Below are 23,295 nucleotides of genomic sequence, written 5' to 3' on the forward strand. Positions count from 1 at the left end.
TTGTCCGGCACCCGGAGCGCGTGTCCGGAGCGTAAGGGCCGGGCTTTGGTGTGGTACAATCTCCAGAGTGGACGAGTAGAATGGTTCACGAACCGCTCGCAGGTATCGAACCATCTAACCCATATCTCTGTTCCGAGGACTCCCACATGGCCAGCCCGAACGTTGTTGAACTGACCGAAGGCAACTGGAGCGAGTACGTCACCAGCGGGACGCTGATCGTGGCCGACTTCTGGGCGCCGTGGTGCGGCCCGTGCCGCCGGCTCGCGTCCACCATCGACGCCGTCGCCGATCAGTTCGCCGGCAAAGTGAAGGTGGGCAAACTGAACGTCGACGAGAACCCGAATCTCGCCGTGAAGTACGACGTGATGACGATCCCGCGCATCTTGTTCTTCAAGGGCAGCGACACCCCCGTTCACACGGAGAGCGGCGTCCTGTCCCCGGACGAACTGTCGAAGCTGATCAACCAGTACGCCTAATTTCGGGTCAGACTCGCCAGAGTTCGTTAGAGATGGGCGGAGGGGCTGAGCGGGTATTGGTGATCGGGGCGCGTGACGGGCTCGGTCACCGGTTCGCCCACTTAGCCCCTCCGCCCATCTCGCTTTGAAGTTTGAAGATTGCCCCCGCCCCGTGCCGATAAAGTGTGCGGGTTCTTCCGACGGAGCGGGGAGCGCGGACATGGCAAACGTTAACGACGAGCGGCTACGGATCGCGTTGGACCGCGCGGAGGCGGAGCGCCTGCTCGCGGAGGCCCGAACCGCGCACCGCAACGCCGAGCGCGAGCGGAGCCGCGCCCGTAAAATCGCGGGGCGCCTGTCGCGCCGCGTCGAACGCACGCTGGACTCGGCCCGCGCGCAACTGGACGCCGACCGCATGGTGCTCGAAGCACGGGTCGCGCGTTTTAATGAAACACAATCGACCTTCAACAGCACGATGGCGGCCGACCGCGCCCGGCTCCGTGAAGCCTGGACCGACCTCGCCGCCCGCCAGAAGCGCTCGGTGGAGGAGTGGGACGAGGCGAGCCGGTTCCAGGCGGACCAGGCCGCGGCCCTCGACGCACGCGCCGCGGCCCTCGACGCACGCGAGCGGGGCGCGAGCGAAGAGAAGGACCGGCTCCAGCACGATGTTACATTGCTGCGAGAAGAGGCCGCGACCCTCGAATCGCGTGTGCGCAACATGCGCCAGGTGATCGAGGAACTCGAACAGCAGCGCGAGCAACTGCGGGCCGAGGCGCTCGTGCCGGTCGCGGTAGATGAGGTGGCACCGGTCGACACGCAGGTCGCCCTCGATCGCGCGACCGATCGCGACCTCGCACAGTGGGCTACCGAACTGGCGAAGAAAGAGGAGCGCCTGAACGTCGAGCGCGCCACGGTCACGACCCTGTTCGCGGATCTGGCGCGCGACAAGGCCGGGATCGGAGACCAGCGCCGGTTGCTCAGCGAGCAGTTCGCGCAGCTCACCGCGGCCCGCGCCGGGTGGCAGGCCGCCGAGCGCGCGACCGTGGCAGAAATCGAGCAACTTGCTCAATCGCTCCGGCAGCGCGAGTCCGAACTCGACTCGCGCGACCAGCGCATCAGCGCCGCGGACGTTCGCCGGCGCGAGGACGCTTACGACCTGTGGCAGTTCCGGTTGCGGCTCGAAGCGTGGCAGTCGAAGCTGGTCGCGTTCGAGATGCGCTGGAACACGGAGCGCGAACAACTCGAAGCGGACTTCGCCCGGCGCGAAGAGGTACTCCTCGCCCGCGAGTCGGGTACCGGTGGAAACGGCTCGGACGCACTCCCGCCCGTAATCCCGTTCGCTATCCCGGTTGCCGACGACGCCGGCCCCGTAGCGGCCTCGGCGGAACTGTCCGCACTCCGCAACGAGGTCGAGCGCATGGCCGGTCTGCTCCTCGAAGCGGAGCTGCCGGAACCGCCGGAACCGCACGAGGGCGATCTGCCGTGGGCCGCGGACCAATCGGAAGAGGCCGAGGTGTTCCCGTACACTCGCCGTGCGGCGTAAACCGAATTCGGTCTTACGTTTGTGGCACAGGCCTCTGGCCTGTAAGAATGATTCCACAGGCCAGAGGCCTGTACCACAAACAGTGGGTGCATAGCCTACGTCTTCAGCGTGCCAATGATCTCGCGCACGCTAGTCGCCCCAAGTGACTCGATCGCGCCGGGAAGCGCGTCCACAATCTTCACGCTCGCGGTCGGATCGTAGAAGTTCGCGGTGCCGATCTGAACTGCGGACGCCCCGACCACGAGAAAGTCCATCACGTCGTTAAGGGTCGCGATCCCGCCTACTGCGATTACCGGAATCGCTTTCAACTGCGCGATCCGCCACACCGCACGCAGCGCGAGTGGCTTGATCGCGGGGCCACTCAAGCCGCCGGTGATGTTGCCGAGGATCGGGGTTCGTTTCCGCCAATCGACCGCCATCCCCACGAACGTGTTGACCGCGCTCACCGCGTCAGCGCCACCGTCGGCCGCGGCTTTCGCGATGACGGTGATGTCGGTCACGTTCGGTGTGAGCTTCGCAATCAGTGGCAGGTCCGGGCACACGTCGCGGCACCGGCGGACGATGTCCCGTGTCAGTTTCGGGTCCACGGCGAAGTCGGTCCCGCCACTCACGTTGGGACACGACAGGTTCAGTTCCAGCGCGCGCAGCCCCTCCCGTGACTGGTGGACGCGCGCCGCCATCGCCACGAACTCGTCCTCGCTCTTCCCCGCGATGTTGCCGACGATCGCCGTCGGGAGCGTGCGAAGGTACGGGAGATGGTGCGTGAGGAAGTGTTCGAGGCCGTCGTTATCGAGGCCGATCGCGTTCAGCATCCCGGACGCGGTTTCTACCGTGCGTGGCGGGCGGTTACCAGCGCGCGGCGCGTGCGTCACGGTCTTGGGAACGACCCCGCCGAGCTTCGCGAAGTCGACGAACGGAGCCATTTCCTTCGCGTAACCGAACGTGCCGCTGGCCACCAGAACCGGGTTGCGGAGCCGGAGCCGGCCGAGCGTACAGGACAGGTCAATCATTAACAGCGGTCTCCCGATTCGGCACCACGAACGACTTCCGACATTTTATTAGTTTGTTGCGCGTAACTCTGTCCGCGTGGCAGTGTTTACGAGACTACGGATCACATTTCCGGTTCCAATCCCAGGGGTGGCCATGTCTCGCAAGTTGTTTGCCGCCGGGCTGTTCGCGCTGGCCTGCACAATTACGCTGTACGCTCACACCGTTGCCACGGGCGAAGAAACTCTGACCCCAGGCTCGGTTAGCGACAGCGAGGGCGACAAGGGTGATAAGGGCGACAAGAAGGGCGAAGGCAAAGGTGGGCCCGGCGGGAAGTTCGGTAAGGGCGGCTTCGATAAGAGCAAGATCGACCCGGAAAAGCTGAAAGCGATGAAGGAGAAATTCGGCAAAGGTGGGTTCGACAAGAGCAAGATCGATCCGGAGAAGCTCAAGGAACTCAAAGAGAAGTTCGGCAAAGGTGGGAAGGGCGGCTTCGGGAAGGGGAAGAAAGATAAGGGCAACGAGAACAACGAAGAATAAGCCGCTCAGCAACCGGCTGGTTACCGAACGGCTCGATGCGTGACTTATTCGGCCGACTCTGGGAGCCGGCCGAAGTTGTGGTTACTTCTCCGCGAGCGAGAAGCACGCGAGTTCCTTGTCGTTGCGAACGAACACGCACTTGTTCGCGAACGCGGGGTGCGTCCACAGCACCTTGCGGCCGAACGCGGCCCCGGTCGGTTCGAGTAACTTGGTCCGGCTCAACTCCTTGTACCCTTCCTTTGGATTCGGGTTCGGGGTGAGTTTCGCAATAATGAGATCCCCCGTCTCGGCGAACAGGAAGTAGCGGTCCCCGTTCTTCACCACGAACGCGGTGCCCGAAGCGGCTCCCTTAAAGTCTTCCGCTTCGTCTTTGTTGATGACCGGCACATACGAGAACCAGAGCTTCTTGCCGGTTTCCAGTTCGACCGCGCGGAACATCCCGGGTTGGTCGGCGCCGTAGATCGTGCCCGCGTCGACGAACGGCGTCATGTTAACGGGGTACAGCCCGCGGTCCTTCGGCAGCTTCGCGCCGCCCTTGTCGGCGGCTTCCTTCCACAGCACCGTCACGCCCGGTTTGTCCTTGTCCAATTTCAGCACCGTGCTTGTGCCGATCCCGCCCGCGAACAGTCGGTCGCCGTGTTGCCGCGGTCCCATGATCGACATGCCGTACATCGGTTCCAGCCCGACGGTCCAGTACACCTTACCGGTCAGCGGATCGAGACCGTTGAGCGCGGCGGCGTGCCAGATCACGACCTGATCCACCCCGCCCGCCTTGATGAGCGTGGGCGGACAGTAGCCCGGTTCACGGGCCTCAAGCGCCGTCCACTTCTCCGCGCCGGTGTCCTTATCGAACGCGACCGCGGTCGCCTTTTCGCCACCCGCCAAGCAGATGAGCAGGTTCTTGTAAACGAGCGGGTGCCCGCAGAATCCCCACGTCGGCGCCTTCGCCTTGTAGTCCTTGATGAAGTTCTTCGACCAAATCACCTTACCGTCCGCGGCGTTGAGGCAGAACAGGTGCCCCATCGCGCCGAGCGTGTAGACCTTCCCCTCATGAACGGTGGGCGTGCAGCGCGGACCGGCCGGGTAGCTGATCTGGTACGGGCAGTCGTACTCGTGCTTCCAGATTTCTTTGCCGGTTTTCGCATCGAAGCACTGCACGCGCTCGACGCTCTTCACTTCTTGTTTCGTGTCGAACGGGTCGTCCGGGTTCTTCGCGCCCTTCGCCAGTTCGCGGCTGGGAACATACACGTACCCGTTGGCCACCGCCGGCCCTGCGTACCCCGCGCTGATGGGGATACTCCAGAGGGGCTTGAGTCCGCTCTCCGGGAACGATTTCACGATGCCGGTTTCGGCCCACACGTCGTCGCGGTTCGGTCCCATCCACTGGGGCCAGTCGTCGGCCCGCACGGTGGCGGTTGACGCAAGAGCGCCGGCAACGGCGGTGAAAAGGGTGAAGCGGAACATGAGCCCTCCGGGATGAGACGTGCGAGCGTCTTCGGGGATCATACCAGAAACCCGCGCCCGGCTTACAACCCGCCCACTGGCAGAACCGGCACGGGCGGGGTATCGTGTGCCCCATGAAACACATACTCCCCGCACTCGCTGCACTGCTGTTTCTCACAGCGCCTCTCCGCGCGGCCGACACTCCCAACATCGTTCTGGTCTTCACCGACGATCAGGGGTACGGGGACGTGGGGTGCTTCGGCGCGAAAGACTTCGTGACCCCGAATATCGACAAGCTCGCGAAACAGGGCACGAAGTTCACCGACTTCCACGTGTCGCAACCGGTCTGCTCCGCGAGCCGTGCGTCGCTGCTAACGGGCTGCTACGCGAACCGTCTCGGGATTCACGGCGCGCTCGGGCCGAACGCGCGCCACGGCATTCACGCGAACGAGACGACGCTCGCGGAAGTGTGCAAAAGCAGGGGGTACGCGACCGGAATGGTCGGGAAGTGGCACCTCGGCCACCACCCGCAATTCCTCCCCACCAAACACGGTTTCGATAGCTACTTCGGGTTGCCGTACTCCAACGACATGTGGCCCGAGCACCCGGAAGCAAAGAAGGGCACGTACCCGCCGCTCCCGCTCATCGAGAACGAGAAGATCGTCGACCCGAACGTGACCGCGGCGGTCCAGTCGCAACTTACCCAGCGCTATACCAAACACGCGCTGGACTTCATCACAGCGCACAAATCGGAGCCGTTCTTTTTGTACGTTGCGCACTCGATGCCGCACGTCCCGCTGTTCGCGAGCGAAGCGTTCCGAGGTAAGTCGAAACAGGGGCTGTACGGTGACGTGATCCAGGAGATCGACTGGTCGGTGGGACAGATTCTCAGCGCGCTCGACGAACACAAGCTCGCGGACAACACGCTCGTGATCTTCACCTGCGACAACGGCCCCTGGCTCAGTTACGGCAACCACGCGGGCGCTGCGGGTCAACTCCGCGAGGGCAAGGGTACTGTGTGGGAGGGCGGGGTGCGGGTGCCGTTCGTCGCGCGCTGGCCGGGAAAGATCCCCGCCGGTTCCGTGTGCCGCGAACCGGCCATGACGATCGACGTGCTCCCCACCGTCGCCAAAATCATCGGCGCCGACCTTCCCAAAACCAAGATCGACGGCAAGGACATTGGCCCGCTGCTCCGCGGTGAGCCGAACGCGAAGTCCCCGCAAGAGGCTTACTTCCACTACTACAACACGAACGAACTCCAAGCTGTCCGCAGCGGCAAATGGAAGCTGATCCTCCCGCACACGTACCGCACGATGGCCGGCCAACCGCAGGGCAAGGACGGGACACCGGGCAAGTACAAGCAAGTGAAGATCGAGGCGCCCGAACTGTACGACCTCGACGCGGACACGGGCGAATCGCAGAACGTCGCGGACGCGAACCCGGACATCGTGAAGCGCCTACTCGCGTTCGCCGAATCTGCACGCGAAGACCTGGGCGATTCGCTCACCAAGCGCGTCGGGAAGAACACTCGCGAACCCGGACGGGTGCCGGAGGAGAAGAAACCGAACCCTCAAAGACAACCTAACCCCCTAACCCCCTTCCCTAAGAAGGAAGGGGGAACAGAACCAAATGCAGAAGACACGAAACAATCCGAGACGGTTTTAAGCCCCTCTCCCCTTGGGGGAGGGGTTGGGGAGGGGTTCTTACCCCCCTTCCCTTTAGGGAGGGGGTCGGGGGGGTAGGTTGCCTTTGTTCTTCCCCTTTCCCTGAAGGGAAAGAAGGTGCGACCGATAAGCCCGAATTCACATCCGAACTCGTGTTCCCGTTGCACAAGCAGCACAACCACGCGCCGGGGGTCGTCGAGTGCCCCAACGGGGATCTGCTCGTGTCGTGGTACCGCGGGAGCGGCGAGCGCTCCGCCGACGACGTCGCCGTGTACGGCGCCCGGAAGAAAGCGAAGGCAACCGAATGGGGCGCCGCGTTCCTGATGGTCGACACGCCCGGGTTCCCGGATTGCAACACGACCATGTGGGTCGACAAGGACGACAAACTCTGGCTGTTCTGGCCGGTGATTATTGCGAACTCGTGGGAGTCGTGCATCACGCAGTACCGCGTGTCGTCGGACTTCCAGAAGGACGGCGCGCCGAAATGGACGTGGCAGGACACGATCCTGCTCAAGCCGAAGAACTTCGAGGAGGTGATGCTCCGCGAGTTCGGTACCTGGAAGAAGCAGATCAGCGACGCGACCAAGCTCCCGGTTTCGCTCGGCGACGACGTCGTGAAGAAGCGCGTCGGCGACAAACTGCTCTCGCGCCTGGGCTGGCAACCGCGCTGCAAGCCGATCCAACTCGCCTCCGGGCGCATCCTGCTCCCGCTGTACTCGGACACGTACTCCGCGGGCCTCATGGCGATCAGCGACGACGGCGGAAAGACGTGGGCCGCGTCGCAACCGATCGCGGGGTTCGGCAACATTCAACCCGCGGTCCTGGAGCGCAAGGACGGCACGCTGGTCGCGTACATGCGCGAGAACGGCGTGTTCAAGAAGATCCGCGTCGCGGAATCGAAGGATAAGGGCGAATCGTGGGGCACGGTCACATCGAGCGAATTGCCGAATCCCGGCAGCGGACTGGACGCCGTGCGCCTCGCGAGCGGCAACTGGGCTCTCATTTACAACGACACCACGCGAGGCCGCAGCAGCCTCGCGGTGTCGCTCTCGGACGACGAGGGCAAAACCTGGAAGTGGACGCGGCACCTGGAAAAGCACGACACCGGGTCGTACCACTACCCGGCCATCATTCAGTCCAAGGACGGCGACATCCACGCGGTGTACAGCTACTTCGTGGCCGACGGCAAGAGCATGAAACACGCCCGCTTCACTGAAGCCTGGGTGAAGGAAGGCGACCCGAAGTGAACCCGATGGGGAGCACGCAATGGACAAGCTCTTGGCCCGCGTTCCGAAGGCGCTTCGGGTCCGGTTCCATGAAATCGTTGCGCTGACGGACAAGTTCTGCGCCGCGCACTGGAACAACGAACTCCGCGACCTGTGTCGCGCGTGCGCGGCCGATGCGTGTGCGGCGCAGGTACCGGTCGCGAGCGGACAGGCCGCGGGCTGGGCTTCTGGGGTCGTGTACTCGGTCGCCTACGCCAACTTCCTCGGCGGCGACCGCAGTCAAAAGTTCCACGTTGCGCCGGACGACATGGCTAGGGGTGTCGGCGTGTCGCCCGCGACCATGCACAACAAGGCGAAGGCGATTCGCACCGCGCTCGACATCGACCGGTTCGACCCGCGCTACAGTTTGCGGCAAATGAAAGAGGACAACCCGCTCAGCGCGATGTTCGCGGCGTTCGAGCAGGCACTGACGAGTGCCCCGGTGCCCGTGCGCCCGCGCCCGGCGAAAAAAGCACGCGACAAGTCCGCCGGGCCGCCGCGCCTCTACACGCTCGACGTGATGCTGCTCAGCGGGCCGATCACGAAAGCGTTCGCGAAAAAGAACCGCTCGGTAGTGCGCACCATCGAGATCCGCGGCGACCAGACGCTCGACGCCTTACACGAAGCGATTTTCGACGCCTTCGATCGCGAAGACGCCCACATGTACGAGTTCCAGTTCGGCAAAGGCCCGATGGACCCGAAGGGGCCGCGGTACGTCATGCCCGAAGCCGGGAACGACGGCCTCGACCCGGCACCGGCCGGCTTTACGACCGAAACGACCCTCGACGACCTCGGTTTAAAGGTCGGTCGGCAGTTCGGGTACTGGTTCGATTTCGGCGACGACTGGCACCACCAGATCGGTGTGGTCGAAATTGCGGACAAAGTACCGAAGGGGAAGTTCCCGCGCGTCACCAAGCGCGTGGGCGAAAGCCCGCCACAGTACATCGATTGGGACGAGGAGGAGTGACCGAAATCGGTCACTTCGTTAGCTCGAAGTTGTCGAAGAAGGCAGCCTCTTCCTCCGGCTTCGCCCGCGTACCGTTCGGCCCAGTGATCCGGACTATGACCACCATCTTGTCGAGGTACACGATTCGCGTCAGCGTCCCGCCCAACTCCATTTCGGCGGCGTCGCCCCCAACCACCGCACCCGCTGAGCCGACCCGCCCGCGAACCGGCCGTCGATATTTCTCATCGAGTCGCGTGCCGCCCGCGGGAGCGATGAGCGGAACCGCATCACCTGCACCGTGATGTTCACGCGATCTTTGTTGCCGAACCCACCGGTCGTGTACGTGCGCATCGATTCCATTTGGGGGATTTCGCCCCCACCGGGCAGTGCCCCACCCGGACCGAACTGCATGTTCATCCCCATCGTCGTCGGTTCACTCGGGAAGTACGCCTTGAACCCGTCCTGTGGGTAGCTGAACTCCTTCCACCCGGCCGGCACCGGCGTTTTCTTTGCGAAGAGCGAGTTCTTACCGGTGAGCGCATAAATACCGAAACCGATCCCACACACAAGCAACAAACCACCGACCACGGCGAGGACGATGATCCCAGCGGACGCGCCTCCGCTCTTTCGCCGCCGTTTGCGCGGCGGGGGATCGTCGTCATCGTCACCATCGGCCCGTCGGCGCTTTTTCTTACGCGGTCGCTCGTCCTCTTCGTCGTCTTCTTCCGCGCGACGCCCCGCGCACGGGGCGTTCGTCATCGTCGTCGTCATCGACCAGGACCGGTTTCGGCCGGGGCTTCGGTGGTGGAGGCGCCAGCGTTCCGTCCACCACCGGCACTTCTTCGGCCTGAACGAGCGCGGGCACGGTCGCGACCGCGCCGCACTTCGGGCACCGGATCTGTTTCCCCGCGGCCGTTTCTGGCGCACTGAGTTTCGCCGGGCAGCCGGGCAATCGACGACGATGACAGGCACGGGTTACTTCCCCCACGCGGACTTCAGACGGTACACCTGGGCCGAGTCGATGGTCGTGTCGTCCGTCACCGGGATGAACTGCAACTTCGTGTTCTTCTCGTCGGGAATCGCCGCGATCGACATCGCAGTCACCCCGTCGTTGGTGAACACCTCGATCGAGCCGCGGTCCACGAACACTCTGAGAGAGAGGGTGCCGGCCGCGGACTGACGGATGCGGTTACACCGTTGCAGGTCAGTGTCTTCTTGTCCGCGTCGTAAACGAGTTTCGTACCACGGACATCGAGGGCAAATCCACGGACGGAACTGGTCGTCAGGAGTAACTCGAATGCGTCCAGATCGTCGGCCAAGGTCGTTGCCCCCTTCCTGGTCACGTCTTTTATCGGTGCGATCGGCTTGTCTGTGTCGCGCAGCGATTCCAGTTCCCGCACCGGGCGCGCCCGTAGGGACGGTCCGTTCCGGGTGGAAACCAACCGGAGTTCGACCGGCACCGTCATCTGTTGATTGAACGCCGTTCCGGGAAACGTGACGCCCTGTGCCCAGCCGATCTGCACCCGCCGCGGCGGTCCGCCGCCCGTTGCCGGGCTGTTATCGAACGTTTGTGCCGCGTAGAACCGGCCGTACCAGAGTTGCTTCTTCTCCTTGAAGTGGGGTTTGAACTCCTTGCCGTCGAAATCGCCGAGCAGGTATTTGCAGTCGGCCGCGTACAGTACCCAAGGGCTCATCGCACCGCCGGGTTCCTGCCCCTCAACCGGCAGCTCGAACAGGTCCGGGCACTCAAAGAAACCCTCAATGCGGCTCGCGAACGTCCACTCTTTCAGGTCCGGTGACGTGTAGAACGCGATCCACTGCTTCTTGTCGGTCTCGTCGTAAACCGCCATCACCCAGTGTTTCGCCTTTTCGTGCCAGATCAGCTTCGGGTCGCGCCCGGCGTGCTTCACCACGGGGTTCTTGTCGTGCTCCTTCCAGGTGCGCCCGTGGTCCGTGCTGTATGCGATGCACTCACCGCGCCCGGTGCTCGTGTACGCCAACACGAGCGGTGGTTTCTCTTTCGTGCCCCAACCGGAGGTGTTGTTCTTGTCGAGCACGGCCGACCCGGAGAACGCGAAATCGTCGTATTTCTTCGGGTACAGTGCGATCCCCTCTTCCTTCCAGCGGACGAGGTCTTTGCTGACCGCGTGGCCCCAGTGCATGTTGCCCCACTCGCGCCCGAACGGGTTGTGCTGGTAGAAGAGGTGCCACTCTCCGTCCGCGAACACCAGCCCGTTGGGGTCGTTCAGCCACCCGACGCGACTGGTGAAGTGGAACAGCGGCCGGTGCTTTTCCTGGTACACCTTGTCCGCCGCGGGCCATTTGTCGGACGCCACGATGAGGTCCGCGAGTTTCGCGTCGGCCGGGAGCATGACTTCGACGGTCAGTTTCTTCCCCTTAAACGCGGTCACGTCGGAAGCCGCCCAGAAGCTCGCCTGACCGTGCGCGGCCAACTCGATGTCGAACTCGCGCACGACGTCCTGACCGACGAGGAACTTCACGCGGCGCATCGGGGCGCCGGTCTTCACCGGGAAGTGCAGGTACGATTCCCCAATTTCGAGCACTTGCGACTTCAGTTCGGCCTGCTTCTTCGTGTCGCTCTGAACGATGTGGTCGATGTTGATGTGCCCCCACCCGCCCTTCTGCTCGTCCACGATCTCGATGACCGCCTTCTTGCCCGCGAGGTCGCTCACGTCCCACGTGTGCCAGTCGAGGTGTTCGGACCCACCGGCTTGGCCGTTCGGTCCGGTCGCGGTGCGGACCGCCTTGCCATCAACGAGCAGGTTAATGCACGTTTTTCCCGGGTGTTTCCCACCCCCAATGAGGAAATTGATGTACTTGCGGTCGATGGTGATTTCCGGTGACGTGAGCGTGCCGGTGCTGTCGTCCCCGCCCGCAAAGCTGTTCACCAGCCCCTTACCGAGAAAGCCGGTTACCGCCATCTGGTTCGGGAGCGTCCCTCTCGCTGGTCCCTTACCGAACGCCGTGCCCGTGGTCTTCCAACCGTCGGCGTAAGTGTCGCTTTCAAAGTCCGCGACGAGGATATCGGCGCGATCAGCGGCGCCGGCAAATGACGATGCCACGAGCAACCCAAAGACGGAGAGGAATCGCATGAAATCACCCGGCCGAGGTTTCCGGTACGTAATCGCTGCCTGACAAGTTACCATAGCGGGCACCCGATGTCTCCCCGGAGCGCTGCCGTGTCCGCAACTCGTCGTCAGTTCCTCGCCACGTCCGCTCTCACGCTGTCCGCGGCTTCCTACAACCGCGCCGCGGACAAGCCGAACGAAAAGGTCCGGCTCGCGGTGATGGGCCTGCGCACGCGCGGCAAGCAGCTCGTGCCCGGCTTCGCGTCCGTGCCCGGTGTCGAGATTTCGCACGTCGTTGATCCCGATCCGGCGATGGTGAAGCCCGTACTCGACGCACTCAAGAACCCCGAGTCGCCGCCGAAAGTCGAAACCGACATCCGCAAGGTACTGGAAGACAAGTCGGTGACAGCGGTGGTCGTGTCGGCACCGGACCACTGGCACGCGCTCGCGACGATCTGGGCCGCGGAGCGCGGGAAGCACGTGTACGTCGAGAAGCCCGTTTCGCACGACCTGCTCGAAGGCCGGCGCATGGTGCAGGCCGCGCGCAAGTATAAGGTGGTGATCCAGGCCGGCACCCAGCGCCGGAGTTCCACCAACGTGGCTGCCGCGCGCGAATTCATCAAAGCCGGCAAGCTCGGGAAGGTGCCGTTCGCGCGCACGTGGATCGCGGGGAGCCGTAAGCCGATCGGCAAGAAAGCGGACGAAGCCGCGCCGCCGAAGAGTGTCGACTACGACCTCTTTTTAGGGCCGGCGCCGGCGCGCCCGTTCAACGCGAACCGGTTCCATTACAACTGGCACTGGTTCTGGGAACTCGGCACCGGCGAACTCGGTAACAACGGTATCCACGGACTGGACCAGATCCGCAACGTCCTCGGTCTCGACGCACCCACGCGGATCTCCTCGATGGGTGGTAAATACGTCTTCGACGACGATCAGGAGACGCCCGACACGCAGACCGCGACGTTCGAGTTCCCCGGTTGTACGGTGGTGTGGGAGCACCGCGTATGGGAGAAGAACGGGCCAGAGAAAATGTCGTATGGCGTGATCCTGCACGGCGAGAAGGGGACGCTCCTTTTCGACAACAACGGCTGGCACGTCCGCGACGGCGAAGAGGTGAAGGAGCCGAGCGGCCCCGACATGCTGAAGGCCCACCAGAAAAATTTCATCGACGCGATTCGCGGGGACGCACAACCGAACGCGGACATCGAGGAGGGGCACAAGAGCACGCGGTTGTGTCACCTCGGCAACATCGCGTTCCGCACCGGTAAGGTGCTGAAGTTCGACGTCCAGACCGAGACGACCGACTCGCCCGAAGCGAACAAACTCTTGGGCCGCGAGTACCGCAAGGGCTTCGAGTTGCCGAAAGTGTAAACGATTTGTGCGGGGTGGAGGGCACATAAGTGCGCTCCCACAGTCAGTTGCTCGGGTCCGTGGATTTCGGGGAGTCGTCGGTCGGCGGGAGTTCTTCTGGTCCCGGTTCCAGCAGGTCGGAAGGCTCCTCGATCATCGAGTCGTCGATGTCGTCCGCGGTGAGGTCCGCTTCGGCCGAACGCGCAGAGCTAGCGACCGGGTGCGCCGGCTCCGGGTCTTCGATGTCTTCGGCGAACGGTTCCGTTTCAGCAAACGGAAGGTCTTCCTGTTCTTCACCTTCCCCGAAGTCGGGCACCTCGGCCGTGCCCGTAAATTCGTTGACGCGGAGCACGATGAGCGTGCAGTCGTCGTTCACCATGTCGTTCGATTTGCGGAGCGCGTCCATCTCCGCGCACCAGTCGACCTCGTCGAGCGCCTCGAACCGGCCCCAATCCAGGTCGTAGCCGGCCACCATGCTCCGGAACAGGCGCGCGGCAACGGCATCGGTCGCGAGCACGAACCGGTCGTCGGGTTCGCACACCCCGGCCGCGGCGAGGGCAAGCGTTCGGAACCCCGGATTCGATCGGACTAAAAGCGGCGCGGACCCGAACTGATCGGCCGCGACCACCGGAAACGTCGCGAGCAATCGGTTGGCGCGGACCCAAAAGAGACTCGCGTCGCCGACCGCACACGCGCGCCACGGGCGCCGGCCCTGTGCGTCCGCGGGGCCGAGTTCCAGTCCCAATAGAGTCGCTGCCGCGCCCACTTGATCGACCTTTGCCTGCTTCGACCAGTTCAAGTTGTCGTAGTTGATCGCCGTGCGCCACTCGGTACGCAGATCGTTCACCCACCGGTTCAGTGCGGCCGGGTCGCGCGCGTCGGGCCGGTCGGAAAGGAACCGCCGGCTCAACTGCTGCGCCCAAATGCTACAAAAGATGCCCGCACTGGCCCCGTCGGACACGGCCGTCGCGCTGGTCAATTCGTCCAGCGCGAATGCGTCTTCCCACTGGTCCGGCGCGTTCCCCAATTTCTGGGTCCACATCGTCGTGGTCGTGCGAAACCCCGCGCGGCCGCGGCGCCAAGGAATCGTGTCTCTTTGTGGGGCGTGGGAGAAAATCGCGCTCAGCGGATCGCGGATGTCCCACGAATTGACGAACACCGCGCGCCGCGTTGGGCCTTCCTTCGCGGGTAGTTCGGCCGAAACGTCCGCGAGCCGCTCAACGACCTCGCTCTCCGGTTCCGGATCGAACACGTAGTGCAGCAAACGCGGCAACCCGTGGGTTGTTGCGAGCAGGCGCAGCGAGCGCGCGGTCCGAAAGTACGTTTCGTTGAGCGCGCCCGCGGTAGTGCAGTGAACCACAACCGGCGCACGCGACGCGAACCGGCCGGTGAGCCACACCGATACCATCTGATACACGCGAGCGAGCGCCGGGGACGCACACGCATCCCCCTCGCACTCGGGTGCCGTGACCCACTCGCGCGGCTGGTCCGCGGTCGTCGCGTGTTCGAGCGCGAACATTCGCGCGAGTTGTGCGAGCGGGAGAAATTGCGGCTTCGGGTCACCGACCGGCAGCAGCGAGATCAGTTGAAATGCACCGTCCTCGTGCGCGCGGTAGCCCAGAACGGCCACGTCGATCGGTCCCGTCGCGTGCCCGGCCGCGACCGCGCTCACCAGCCCTTCGACGACCCCCGCGGCCAGGCGCCGTTCCGCCGCGGCCGCCGTCAAAGCGCCGGTTTCGGTGACCACGTTCGCGGTCATCTCGGCCGACAGGCTGAGCAGCAGTACGACACAGCCGGGGGGCGGATCGGCGGAGATCGGGTCCATTATCCGAGTTCCAGGTCCAGAGTTCCCAGGTTCCAAGTTTACGGGACACAAGACCAAGTTCCGACTTCAACCGGGAACTCTGGGACTTGGAACCTGGAACCGTTGGTTACCGCAGGTGCGGCGGGAGAGTGGCGGCTGCGACGACCTGGGTGCCGACGTTCAGGAGCTTGAGCAGGCTCACCGCGTCCGCGTTGAACGCCATCGCCTTGCACCCCAAAGGCGCGGAAATGCCTTTCACCTCGGCCATGTGCCGCAGTTTGTCCGGCAGCGGGCTGGACATGCCGAACAGGTCGCGGGCGTACTCGTCGGGCAACTGCCCCTCGGTCGGTGGGAGGAACACGGGTTGTGCGTCGCGCCCGGACAGGTGGCAGTTGAACAGCAACACGTTACCGTCCGCGGTCGCCAGCCCCTTGAGTTCTTCGGCGAACGGCACCGGTACCCCGTCGGTGGACTCGCCGTCAGTCAGGTTGATGACCATCGGCGGGAAGCTGCCCGAGTGGGCGTCGATCCACGTCTGGATCACCTGCTTGCAGTACCCGAGCGCGGTACACATCGGCGTGCCGAACATCTCACCCTGGGCCGGCGAGCGGAACCAGACCGGGAACGCGATCTGGCGCTCCATTTCCGTGAGCCCGCCGGCGCCGTCGTCCACGAACTCCTTCTTGCGCCGCTGCTCGATTTCGAGCGGGTTGTCGTACAGTTCGCTGATAGAAACGAGGTCGCGCCCGGACAGCGCGCCCTGGAACAGCGGGCGGACGATGGCGACCCCGTTGGCGTCGGTGGTGTACCCGATCAGGCCCACGTCGAAGTAGTTGCGCGGCTTCTCTTCGCCCTTTTCGCAGCTCGTGATGAGTTCCTGGAAGAACCGGTTGATGGCGGTGGAAACGGTGTCCATCTTCGCCCGCTGCGTGCCCGCGATCCCGTCCAGCATCGAGTTGGACAGGTCCACCAGGAACACAATGCACCCGGGATTCGAGCGATCGATCTGCATATCGTAGGGCATAACGGAAGCTCCTCGTCTTCGTTCATGGAAGGCTGAGTTTTCTCGCGGTCGCTCGGTGGTGCCCACACTCACAATATTCAAAACGTCCGGTCGCAGACCACACAGTATCGGGCGCCGGTGCGCCCGGGCACCTTCCGACCGCACGTCGGGCACACGTCCGCAGCATTGGAATTGGGTGTATTCGCCGGAGCTGGGCGCGGGGCCGCGACGGGTGCTGACGGGGCCGAAGATTTCGACGGAGCGGGCGCCGCGCTAGCCGATCGCACCGTCTGAGCCGGTGCGTCGTCCAGATCGAGAATGGACGTCACCGCGGGGCGCGCGGGCGGAGGAGGAGACAGCGGCATCGGCAGCCCGTCGTCGTAATCGAGCGGAGCGGTCGGCGCAGGCGGTGGTGGTGTAACCACGGGTTCCGGTGGCACCGTCGCGGGGGCCGTAGGCGTGGCCGCGTGCGCCACGGTTGGCCGCGTGTCTTCCATTGGTGCAACAGCGTTGCTCGTGCGCACGAGCACGGTTACGTTGCCGGCTGTCCGCGTGTCACCGTCCGTAACGGGCGCTTCTTGCTTCGCGGGCACGTCCGCACACTGTACCTGCCCGTCGCGAATCCAGTATTCAAAAGCGATCGGAGCGGCTCCGCGTGCCCAAACGGTACAGGCTTGCGCGTCGCCCCCAATCCGCACCGGTTCGGCACCGAGGTTCACGGTAATTACTTCGCGTTCACCGTAGCGCACCTCGATCCAGGCACGCCGGAACGCGGCTTCGACCACCGCGACCATCAGCCCGATACAGAACCCGAGTATCACCGCACCGCCGAAGCGCCCGGTCCACTGTGCGAGTTCGGACAGGAGCAGGAACGCGCCCGCACCGAGCAACCCACCGCCCAAGCCCGCAAGCGCGGCCTTCACGCCGTCTAGGTTCGGAACAAAGCGGCTGATACCCCAGCCGAGGAGCGCACCGAGGAGCACCCAGCCAACCAGGAAGCCGAGGTTCGCGGCACCGCTCGCGAGCAGCGCAAAAAAGAGTAACTGCCCGACACTCCCCGACACGAAGCCGGCCGCTCCCGCTCCCAGAATCACGACCAACAGCGGAATGCGGCTCGATGCGAACAACGGTTTGCCGAGGTACTTGTTCTGCCCGGCCAGGAGCGCGAGACACAACCCGATCGCGAGCAGTGCCGTCCACGCGCCAGTGGAAAGCGTTGCGAGAAGAGAGAACGCGACGGCCGGCTTGAGTGTGGCCACTTGCACGCTGGTCGACGAATCGAGGCCGTCGCCGGTAGCGACAAACTTGATAGTGGCCTTCTTGATTTCCTTCGCGCCTTCAACGGCCTGGAGTTCGATTTCGCCCGCATTCTCGCCTTCGGGAATGGTGAGTTTGCTCGCGGCTATACCTTCCGGTAGGTTCTCGGCTCGCACCTCGACCGGTCCCTTGTAGTACGTCCGCCGAATCACGACCGGAAGTTTGATCGCGGGCGCGGCCGGGAGCAAATTCACTTCGTCGGGGGCCAACAGTTCGAGCCGAGGCTTCAGCTCGAACTCGTAAATCAGGCGCTCGTTCCGCTGTGTGCCGCCGTGCTCGATGGTTCCTGTAAACTCGTACCGCTGACCGTCGTGGAGGACGTTCACCTTGTACTTGGTCGCGTTGGGCGCCCCGGTCGCCGGGCGGTGGGCGAAGTAGTTGACGAACACCTGATAGCGACCGGCTGGTGCGCCGCCCTTCGGCCAGTAAATGTTCTCGACCGGCTCGGTGGTCAGTACCGTGGGGAGGCCGCTGCGCGTCGTGCCGGCGTTCGCGTCCACGTCCAATTCGCCGCCGCTGGGTACGCGCGGGTTCTTGTAGAAAACGACGTCGCCGTTCGGGTCTTTGCAGTACAAGTCGAGGTCGTTAGCGTTGTACCAGATGAGCGAGAGCTGCACGTCTCCGGACTTCCCGCCAGCCTTCTCAACGCGCTCGCGGAAGTCGTTGGGGAGCGGGGGCGGTTCGGCGAATTGGGGCGCCGGTTTGGAGATGAGCGACGGGACGTCCTTGGCCCCGGCCGCTTCCGCGACCGATCGGGACGCCCACACGAGCGGCTCGCCGACGAGCCAGCCGGCCAAACAGCCGACCGCACCGAAGGCACCGAACAGCAGTACCTTTTTCCACGTCACGAGCAGGTTCATGTCCGCCCTTGCCGAGAAATCAAAACCGACCCATCAACCCCGCGTTCACAGGAGCCAGGGGTTGAAACCCCTGGCTATTACCGGACGCCCCGTTGGGGCGACTAATCCGAGTCTCTATCCCCGGTTCCCAATGACTTTTGGACCCCAACGGGGTCACAGGAAATAGCCAGGGGTTTCAACCCCTGGAACCCCGAAGCCTCAATTGGTCTACCAAGTCCGTTTGTGCCTCGCACTTGTTTTTTAACGCCTCTGCCGATTTTACCGCCGGTGGGTCGAACTCGTGTATTCGGACAGTTGCAGGCTCAGAGTTGAATGCGGCTGGAACTTTACTCTGTTCGAGTGAAACGCAGATTCTTCATATTCCGCGACACGAACGGAACGAGCTGATTATACCTAGGTGACTCCTCGCGAGCGCGAGGGCGATCGTACTCTCACAAAGAGGCCCGCATTGCCTGACGCACGGCTTCGGCTCCTTCTGTGCGCAGCCGCGTGAGCCAGGACCAATCAGCGAAGGAATCGAGCAGCTCGCGCCGGCGGGCTTCATCTGTTACAGTCGCAAGCACTTCGGTTCGCACCTCGGCGAGTATTTGTACCCACTCAGCGAACACCTCATCGAACTCGGATTCGAGCTTTTCGCGAATGCGGCGGGCCAGAGCGGGTGATGCGCCTTCAGTGCTGACGGCCAGCGTTAACCCTCCGCGGCGCACGACCGCGGGCAATGTGAAGTCACCCGCGTCCGGCGACGAAGCTGCGTTCACCCAAATTCCGCGCTGGTGCGCGTCAGTCACAATTCGTGTGTTGACTTCGGGAGTGGCGCACGCGAACACGAGGGCCGCACCTTCGAGGTGTTCTGCGCGATACAGCTCGGCGATGTGAGTGATTGGACCTGGAAGTGAAAACACGACTTGTGGATCGACTACGCGAACGCTCGCGCCCGCGTCAACGGCTGCCCGCGCTTTGCGCGAACCGACCGCGCCTCCCCCGATCACGCAAACGAGTTTCCCGCGCAAGTCGAGGAGGATGGGAAACACGACTCACCCGGCTGCTGCTGGCGGTTCGGCGGGCGGCTCGCTCGACGGGATGTCGACCCCGCCCGCGTCGGCCTTACGGTACTCTTCCCGCTTCTTGTGCAGCGTGTTGCGGTTGATGCCCAGCCTGTCGGCGGCCTTCACTTGGTTGTCGCCGCACTCACGCAAAACTTCTTCGATCAATTCGCGTTCGACGCCGTCAACGAGGAACTTGTGGAGCTTAATGTGCGCCGGGCGCGGTGCGTGCATCCCGGCACGAACCAGAGCGTGAATCAGCGACGGTACATCGGTCGGTGCCCCACTGCCACGCGAAGCGCGAATGACCGGCCGTGGGCGCCCGAACCGGAGCAGTTCCGGCGTGAGCGGCCCGCCGTCGGCGAACACCGTGAGGCGCTCCAGGGTGTTTTCCAGTTCCCGCACGTTCCCGGGCCAATCGTGGGCTTTGAGTGCGTCGAGCGCGATCGGGGTCAGTTCCGGTACGGGGCACTTGTGCAAGTCGCCGTACCGCTTGAGGAAGAACTGAGCCAATAGGGGAATGTCATCGCGGCGCTCGCGCAGAGGGGGCAACGCGATCGGAATGACGTTCAGCCGGTAATAGAGGTCTTCGCGAAACTCGCCGTCTTCAACGGCCTGTTCCAGCGACGTGTTCGTCGCCGCGACCACCCGCACATCGACGCGGATCGTTCGGCTCTCGCCGACGCGCTCGAACTCGCGTTCCTGGAGCACGCGGAGCAGTTTCACCTGGAGTTTCTGTGAGGTGCTGTTGATTTCGTCCAAGAAAATGGTGCCGCCGTGTGCGGCTTCAAATCGGCCCGTCTTGTTCTCGACGGCTCCGGTGAACGATCCCTTGATGTGCCCGAAGAGCTCGCTTTCGAGCAGGTTCTCGTGCAGCGCGCCGCAATTCACTTTGACGAACGGCCCGTCCGACCGACGACTGAGTTTGTGAACGGCTTTCGCGATAACTTCTTTGCCGGTGCCGGTTTCACCTATGAGCAGAACGTTCGCCGATCGGGGCGCGGCGAGGCGAACAAGACGAAACACGTCTTGCATGGCCGGCGCGGTGCCCACGATCTCGGGTAGCGGCGGTAAAAACTGCTCGCTTTTCGGCATCGAAAAAACGCTTCCGGGAGAGGAAGCCGCGGGCGTCGAGAGAATGTCGCTCCGCATAGAGCTAGGGTAGCAAGCCGTGCTCGCGACCGCAACATCATTAGCTCAAGAAGTAAGCACAAAGAGGAAATCGATAACAAAATATCTGCCCCGCACCGCCACCAGTGCGGAAGTTTACGTTCGTCTGCTTTTGGAATGAGGTGTGGCGCGAGCAGAGTTGTTGGGAGATGCGGCCAGCGTTCACTCGCGCCCGGTCAACAAGTCGACCACCCAACACCCACGAGCGTGCGTCGCGTGGGTGTCACGACAGTGAGCGAGAATGTTCGTGTTGTCGCACCCGGCGTCCTGAAGGGCATCGGCAAGGATCGGCATCCGATCAAAGGCGCGATCAGCGTAAATACTTGAGGGGAGAGACACGACAGTGGAGGTTATCGGCGTCGTTGGTCTGCGGTGCGGTCGGGTAGACGTGTTCGCCGACCAGAGCCGTGAGGTTGGCGTCTTCGGAGAGGCGGGCGTACAGGGTGTTCGACAGCATGGAAGTAGGTATCCACGCCGACGAAAAAGCCCCAGGGGTTTAGGCCGGGGTCGGTGTACTTCGGGTTGTCGGGCGGGTCGCTTCGTTCAGTCGATGGCCCCGAGCTTGGCGGTTAGTTCGTTCTGTTCGCAGAGGAGATTCACCCGCCTCATCCCTTCCGAACTGAACCCCTGAGCGTGTGCCCCCTGCTGAGCCTGCATCATTGCGACCAGAGAGGGCGGTGCGAACTCGTTGAACTCTTTTTCGCTCGCCGGACGGCAGTACCAGTTCCGGCCTTTGGTGTCGGTCGTGATGAACGAACCCGTTCGCTCCAGATTCATTTCCTTCACGTCTCCGAGCAGACAGACGAACCTTGGCATGGTTGCACCTTCTTGTTGATCCGGCCCCGGTTGCTGGTAATTCTTTCAGAGCGTGCGGGGCGTTCAAGAGCAGTTCGGGCCGGTCAGAACGCCGAACCTTCATGCCGCAAGTGAGTATCCGTTGCGTGGCTGTACTGTCAGGATCATCATCACTTACTTGCGGCCCGTGAGGAGGTCGATGACCCAGCAGCCACGGCAGTGCGGCCCGTCGCCTCGGCAGTGGTTCAGCACATCAGGGTTGTCACAACCCGCATCCTGAAGGGCATCGGCCAAGATCGGGAGGCGGTCGAAAGCTCGGTCTTGGTAGATGCCTTCAGCAGGGGCGACGACTGTGGAAGTCAGCCACGAAGCGTCAACGGTGACGGGGCGGAAGGGGTTGCCGACGATATCCCGAATGAGACGAGATTGAGCATTGGCTTCGACGGCTATTGCCTTCGTTCTTTCCGGTGTATGTTCCCGACGGCTTGTTTCGTAACGGAGTGGGCAAGCTGCATGAGCGACGGCTGTCTGAGCAAACCCGTACACAGTGTAAAAGCCAGTCAGATATTCGGACGCCCTCCAAGTCTGAACCGCATTTGCGGCGGCACAGCCATCAAGAACAATGTCCCATGCCTGTTCATCAGCATCATCGCCAAGTTTAGCGGCTTCAACGTGTGCAGTTTCCACTGCGCAAGCTAATTTATCTGCCTCTTGCACTTCCTCGGTCGTTGCTAGCCCGTCAACAAGTCGCTCAAATACATCTACCGCTATACGGCTTCGCTCGTCCGTTAGTAGATGCCATATACTCCGACAGCAAGCGACGGCGAACAGCCTCAACTTCCGCTCGCTGGCGTTGCCCTTCAGGAACTCCAGCATCGGCGTCGGGTCAGTGCCGTTCAGCCAATCCTGCTCAGTCATGGGCTATTCCCGCTCGTTCCCGTCAGTCTACCACGCCGAACCCTCAAGCCGCAGTAAGTATATCCCTTGCGGCACCATACTGATACGGTTCCGGGTGAACAACGATCGCGTAATCAACGCCGCCGTCGGCCATGCACTTCAGCAGGTGTTCCGGCGTGGCCGGGTCCGCAGGCTGGTACGGTCCGTCTTTGTGGTAGGGGAACTTGGGATCGTCCTTCCCCGCGAAACAATGGAGGTGCGTGTCTACCACGACTGGAAGCTTTGCTTCACCCGCACGAGCGTTACCGACGAACGGAAGTGCGAGAGCGGACGCAACGAACTCACGACGAGTGACAGACATGAAAGCACCTGCAGCGAAGTGAAGCGATGCCGCAGTATAAGGCGGGCACAACGAAGCGTACCAAAACAAAAACCCAGGCCAACGGGCCTGGGCCACACGTGCGTTGCGCCCGACTTACTTCTTCCGCTTGTAGACGATCGTGAACATCGGTTCTTTGTCGTCGCCCACGAACATGCTGAAGTTGATCGTGTTGTCGTCCGTCAACGTGGTCACCGACTTCCACTTCGCCGGTTTGCCGTCCTGTCCGGGGTGCTCGCCGGTCAGCGTCAGCGTTTTCTTGTCCTTGTCGTAGGTGCCTTCCATCACCATCGGTTGGGTGCTCATGCTGTCCGTCCACACGCTGATGTATTTCTTCTTGGCAGCGTCGTAGGTTTCGAGGCTCCGGCCCTGGAACTTCGTGCCGAAAAGTTCGCTCTCCAAAGCCCCGGACAGCCACAGCCCGCCGAGGTCCATCTTGTATGTCACGGTTCCCTTGGACTCGCCCCCACCGAACTTCATCACGAGATCCCAATTACCCTCCTGCTTTTTGAGAATCTCGTGCTCCGGACCGGGTTTGGGGGCATCCTGCCCGCGCGCTGCGGGAGCTACCAGTGCGGCCACCAACGCGACCGCACAGAAACAACGCACCGTCTTCATCGGCACTCTCCAGAGATGATGGGCGATTTGAGGGTTGTAATTGGGCTTCGGCGGGTTCGGTAGCTCAGTAGGAGCGCTGTTACAAAACTTTCTCGAAGTGGAACCTGACGTGAGTTGCTATCAATGT

General features: G+C 63.1%; 24 protein-coding genes. 7 read left to right on the forward strand and 17 right to left on the reverse strand.

Features of this window, described 5'->3' with window-relative positions:
• Positions 1 to 146: 146 nt before the first annotated feature.
• Both VT84_RS33585 and VT84_RS33590 read left to right on the forward strand, forming a co-directional pair.
• A complete protein-coding gene (locus VT84_RS33585; RefSeq protein ID WP_052550918.1) occupies positions 147 to 476 on the forward strand; it encodes a thioredoxin family protein in 330 nt (109 codons plus the stop codon).
• A 199-nt stretch (positions 477 to 675) separates the two neighbouring features.
• Entirely contained in the window at positions 676 to 1,998 is a 1,323-nt protein-coding gene (locus VT84_RS33590; protein ID WP_082842610.1) for a hypothetical protein, read from the forward strand.
• A 95-nt stretch (positions 1,999 to 2,093) separates the two neighbouring features.
• On the opposite strand, the gene VT84_RS33595 is transcribed toward VT84_RS33590, so the two are convergent.
• Complete coding sequence (locus VT84_RS33595) at positions 2,094 to 3,008, reverse strand: dihydroorotate dehydrogenase (RefSeq protein ID WP_082842611.1); 915 nt, start codon at positions 3,006 to 3,008, stop codon at positions 2,094 to 2,096.
• Positions 3,009 to 3,141: 133 nt separating this feature from the next.
• On the opposite strand from VT84_RS33595, the gene VT84_RS33600 reads away from it, so the two are divergent.
• A complete protein-coding gene (locus VT84_RS33600; protein ID WP_082842612.1) occupies positions 3,142 to 3,525 on the forward strand; it encodes a hypothetical protein in 384 nt (127 codons plus the stop codon).
• 81 nt (positions 3,526 to 3,606) lie between these two features.
• Here VT84_RS33600 and VT84_RS33605 read toward each other — a convergent pair whose 3' ends face one another.
• The gene (locus tag VT84_RS33605) at positions 3,607 to 4,989 is read right to left on the reverse strand and encodes a PQQ-binding-like beta-propeller repeat protein (protein WP_052550910.1); all 1,383 of its coding nucleotides are present in this window, start codon (positions 4,987 to 4,989) and stop codon (positions 3,607 to 3,609) included.
• Between the two features lie 113 nt (positions 4,990 to 5,102).
• On the opposite strand from VT84_RS33605, the gene VT84_RS33610 reads away from it, so the two are divergent.
• The 3 genes from VT84_RS33610 to VT84_RS33620 all read left to right on the forward strand — a co-directional run bounded on the left by VT84_RS33610 (position 5,103) and on the right by VT84_RS33620 (position 8,864).
• Positions 5,103 to 6,710 carry a sulfatase gene (locus tag VT84_RS33610; protein ID WP_082842613.1) on the forward strand — a complete coding sequence of 536 codons (1,608 nt, stop codon included), beginning with the start codon at positions 5,103 to 5,105 and terminating at the stop codon, positions 6,708 to 6,710.
• A 74-nt stretch (positions 6,711 to 6,784) separates the two neighbouring features.
• Positions 6,785 to 7,879 (forward strand): sialidase family protein, encoded by a 1,095-nt coding sequence (locus VT84_RS33615; RefSeq protein ID WP_082842614.1) that lies wholly within the window; start codon positions 6,785 to 6,787, stop codon positions 7,877 to 7,879.
• 19 nt (positions 7,880 to 7,898) lie between these two features.
• A complete protein-coding gene (locus VT84_RS33620; RefSeq protein ID WP_082842615.1) occupies positions 7,899 to 8,864 on the forward strand; it encodes a plasmid pRiA4b ORF-3 family protein in 966 nt (321 codons plus the stop codon).
• A gap of 10 nt (positions 8,865 to 8,874) precedes the next feature.
• On the opposite strand, the gene VT84_RS41855 is transcribed toward VT84_RS33620, so the two are convergent.
• From VT84_RS41855 to VT84_RS33630, 5 genes are read right to left on the reverse strand one after another with little or no spacing between them, the layout of a single operon-like run.
• Positions 8,875 to 9,009, reverse strand: a complete 135-nt coding sequence (locus VT84_RS41855; RefSeq protein WP_255359521.1) for a hypothetical protein — start codon at positions 9,007 to 9,009, stop codon at positions 8,875 to 8,877.
• Entirely contained in the window at positions 8,994 to 9,602 is a 609-nt protein-coding gene (locus VT84_RS33625; RefSeq protein ID WP_162271938.1) for a hypothetical protein, read from the reverse strand. Before VT84_RS33625 ends, VT84_RS41855 begins: the two co-directional genes overlap by 16 nt.
• Complete coding sequence (locus tag VT84_RS39815) at positions 9,535 to 9,795, reverse strand: hypothetical protein (RefSeq protein ID WP_204249678.1); 261 nt, start codon at positions 9,793 to 9,795, stop codon at positions 9,535 to 9,537. Before VT84_RS39815 ends, VT84_RS33625 begins: the two co-directional genes overlap by 68 nt.
• Positions 9,796 to 9,818: 23 nt before the next feature.
• A complete protein-coding gene (locus tag VT84_RS41475) occupies positions 9,819 to 9,992 on the reverse strand; it encodes a GH32 C-terminal domain-containing protein (protein WP_315850291.1) in 174 nt (57 codons plus the stop codon).
• Positions 9,944 to 11,956: a glycoside hydrolase family 32 protein gene (locus VT84_RS33630; RefSeq protein ID WP_162271940.1), complete on the reverse strand. Its 2,013-nt coding sequence runs from the start codon at positions 11,954 to 11,956 to the stop codon at positions 9,944 to 9,946. Before VT84_RS33630 ends, VT84_RS41475 begins: the two co-directional genes overlap by 49 nt.
• An 87-nt stretch (positions 11,957 to 12,043) precedes the next feature.
• Between VT84_RS33630 and VT84_RS33635 the strand changes: the two genes are divergently transcribed.
• The gene (locus VT84_RS33635; protein ID WP_239465544.1) at positions 12,044 to 13,303 is read left to right on the forward strand and encodes a Gfo/Idh/MocA family protein; all 1,260 of its coding nucleotides are present in this window, start codon (positions 12,044 to 12,046) and stop codon (positions 13,301 to 13,303) included.
• Positions 13,304 to 13,346: 43 nt separating this feature from the next.
• Here VT84_RS33635 and VT84_RS33640 read toward each other — a convergent pair whose 3' ends face one another.
• From VT84_RS33640 to VT84_RS33680, 10 genes are all read right to left on the reverse strand, one after another.
• Positions 13,347 to 15,107, reverse strand: coding sequence for a hypothetical protein (locus VT84_RS33640; RefSeq protein ID WP_082842619.1), 1,761 nt, complete (start codon positions 15,105 to 15,107; stop codon positions 13,347 to 13,349).
• 106 nt (positions 15,108 to 15,213) lie between these two features.
• Positions 15,214 to 16,110, reverse strand: a complete 897-nt coding sequence (locus VT84_RS33645; RefSeq protein ID WP_052550898.1) for a vWA domain-containing protein — start codon at positions 16,108 to 16,110, stop codon at positions 15,214 to 15,216.
• Positions 16,111 to 16,187: 77 nt separating this feature from the next.
• Positions 16,188 to 18,266 carry a YfaP family protein gene (locus tag VT84_RS33650; RefSeq protein ID WP_082842620.1) on the reverse strand — a complete coding sequence of 693 codons (2,079 nt, stop codon included), beginning with the start codon at positions 18,264 to 18,266 and terminating at the stop codon, positions 16,188 to 16,190.
• 431 nt (positions 18,267 to 18,697) lie between these two features.
• On the reverse strand, positions 18,698 to 19,297 hold the full coding sequence (locus tag VT84_RS33655; protein WP_082842621.1) for a bifunctional precorrin-2 dehydrogenase/sirohydrochlorin ferrochelatase: 600 nt from the start codon (positions 19,295 to 19,297) through the stop codon (positions 18,698 to 18,700).
• A gap of 3 nt (positions 19,298 to 19,300) precedes the next feature.
• Positions 19,301 to 20,404: a sigma-54 interaction domain-containing protein gene (locus tag VT84_RS33660; protein WP_052550893.1), complete on the reverse strand. Its 1,104-nt coding sequence runs from the start codon at positions 20,402 to 20,404 to the stop codon at positions 19,301 to 19,303.
• Between the two features lie 385 nt (positions 20,405 to 20,789).
• Positions 20,790 to 20,936: a DUF3168 domain-containing protein gene (locus tag VT84_RS39225; protein ID WP_157470138.1), complete on the reverse strand. Its 147-nt coding sequence runs from the start codon at positions 20,934 to 20,936 to the stop codon at positions 20,790 to 20,792.
• 86 nt (positions 20,937 to 21,022) lie between these two features.
• Positions 21,023 to 21,295: a hypothetical protein gene (locus VT84_RS33665; RefSeq protein ID WP_157470140.1), complete on the reverse strand. Its 273-nt coding sequence runs from the start codon at positions 21,293 to 21,295 to the stop codon at positions 21,023 to 21,025.
• A gap of 153 nt (positions 21,296 to 21,448) precedes the next feature.
• Positions 21,449 to 22,192 (reverse strand): hypothetical protein, encoded by a 744-nt coding sequence (locus tag VT84_RS41480; RefSeq protein WP_239465546.1) that lies wholly within the window; start codon positions 22,190 to 22,192, stop codon positions 21,449 to 21,451.
• Between the two features lie 43 nt (positions 22,193 to 22,235).
• Positions 22,236 to 22,532 carry a hypothetical protein gene (locus tag VT84_RS33675; protein WP_082842623.1) on the reverse strand — a complete coding sequence of 99 codons (297 nt, stop codon included), beginning with the start codon at positions 22,530 to 22,532 and terminating at the stop codon, positions 22,236 to 22,238.
• Between the two features lie 114 nt (positions 22,533 to 22,646).
• Positions 22,647 to 23,168 (reverse strand): DUF1579 domain-containing protein, encoded by a 522-nt coding sequence (locus VT84_RS33680; RefSeq protein ID WP_082842624.1) that lies wholly within the window; start codon positions 23,166 to 23,168, stop codon positions 22,647 to 22,649.
• Positions 23,169 to 23,295 lie beyond the last annotated feature (127 nt).

It is taken from the genome of Gemmata sp. SH-PL17 (assembly GCF_001610855.1).
Classification (GTDB): domain Bacteria; phylum Planctomycetota; class Planctomycetia; order Gemmatales; family Gemmataceae; genus Gemmata; species Gemmata massiliana.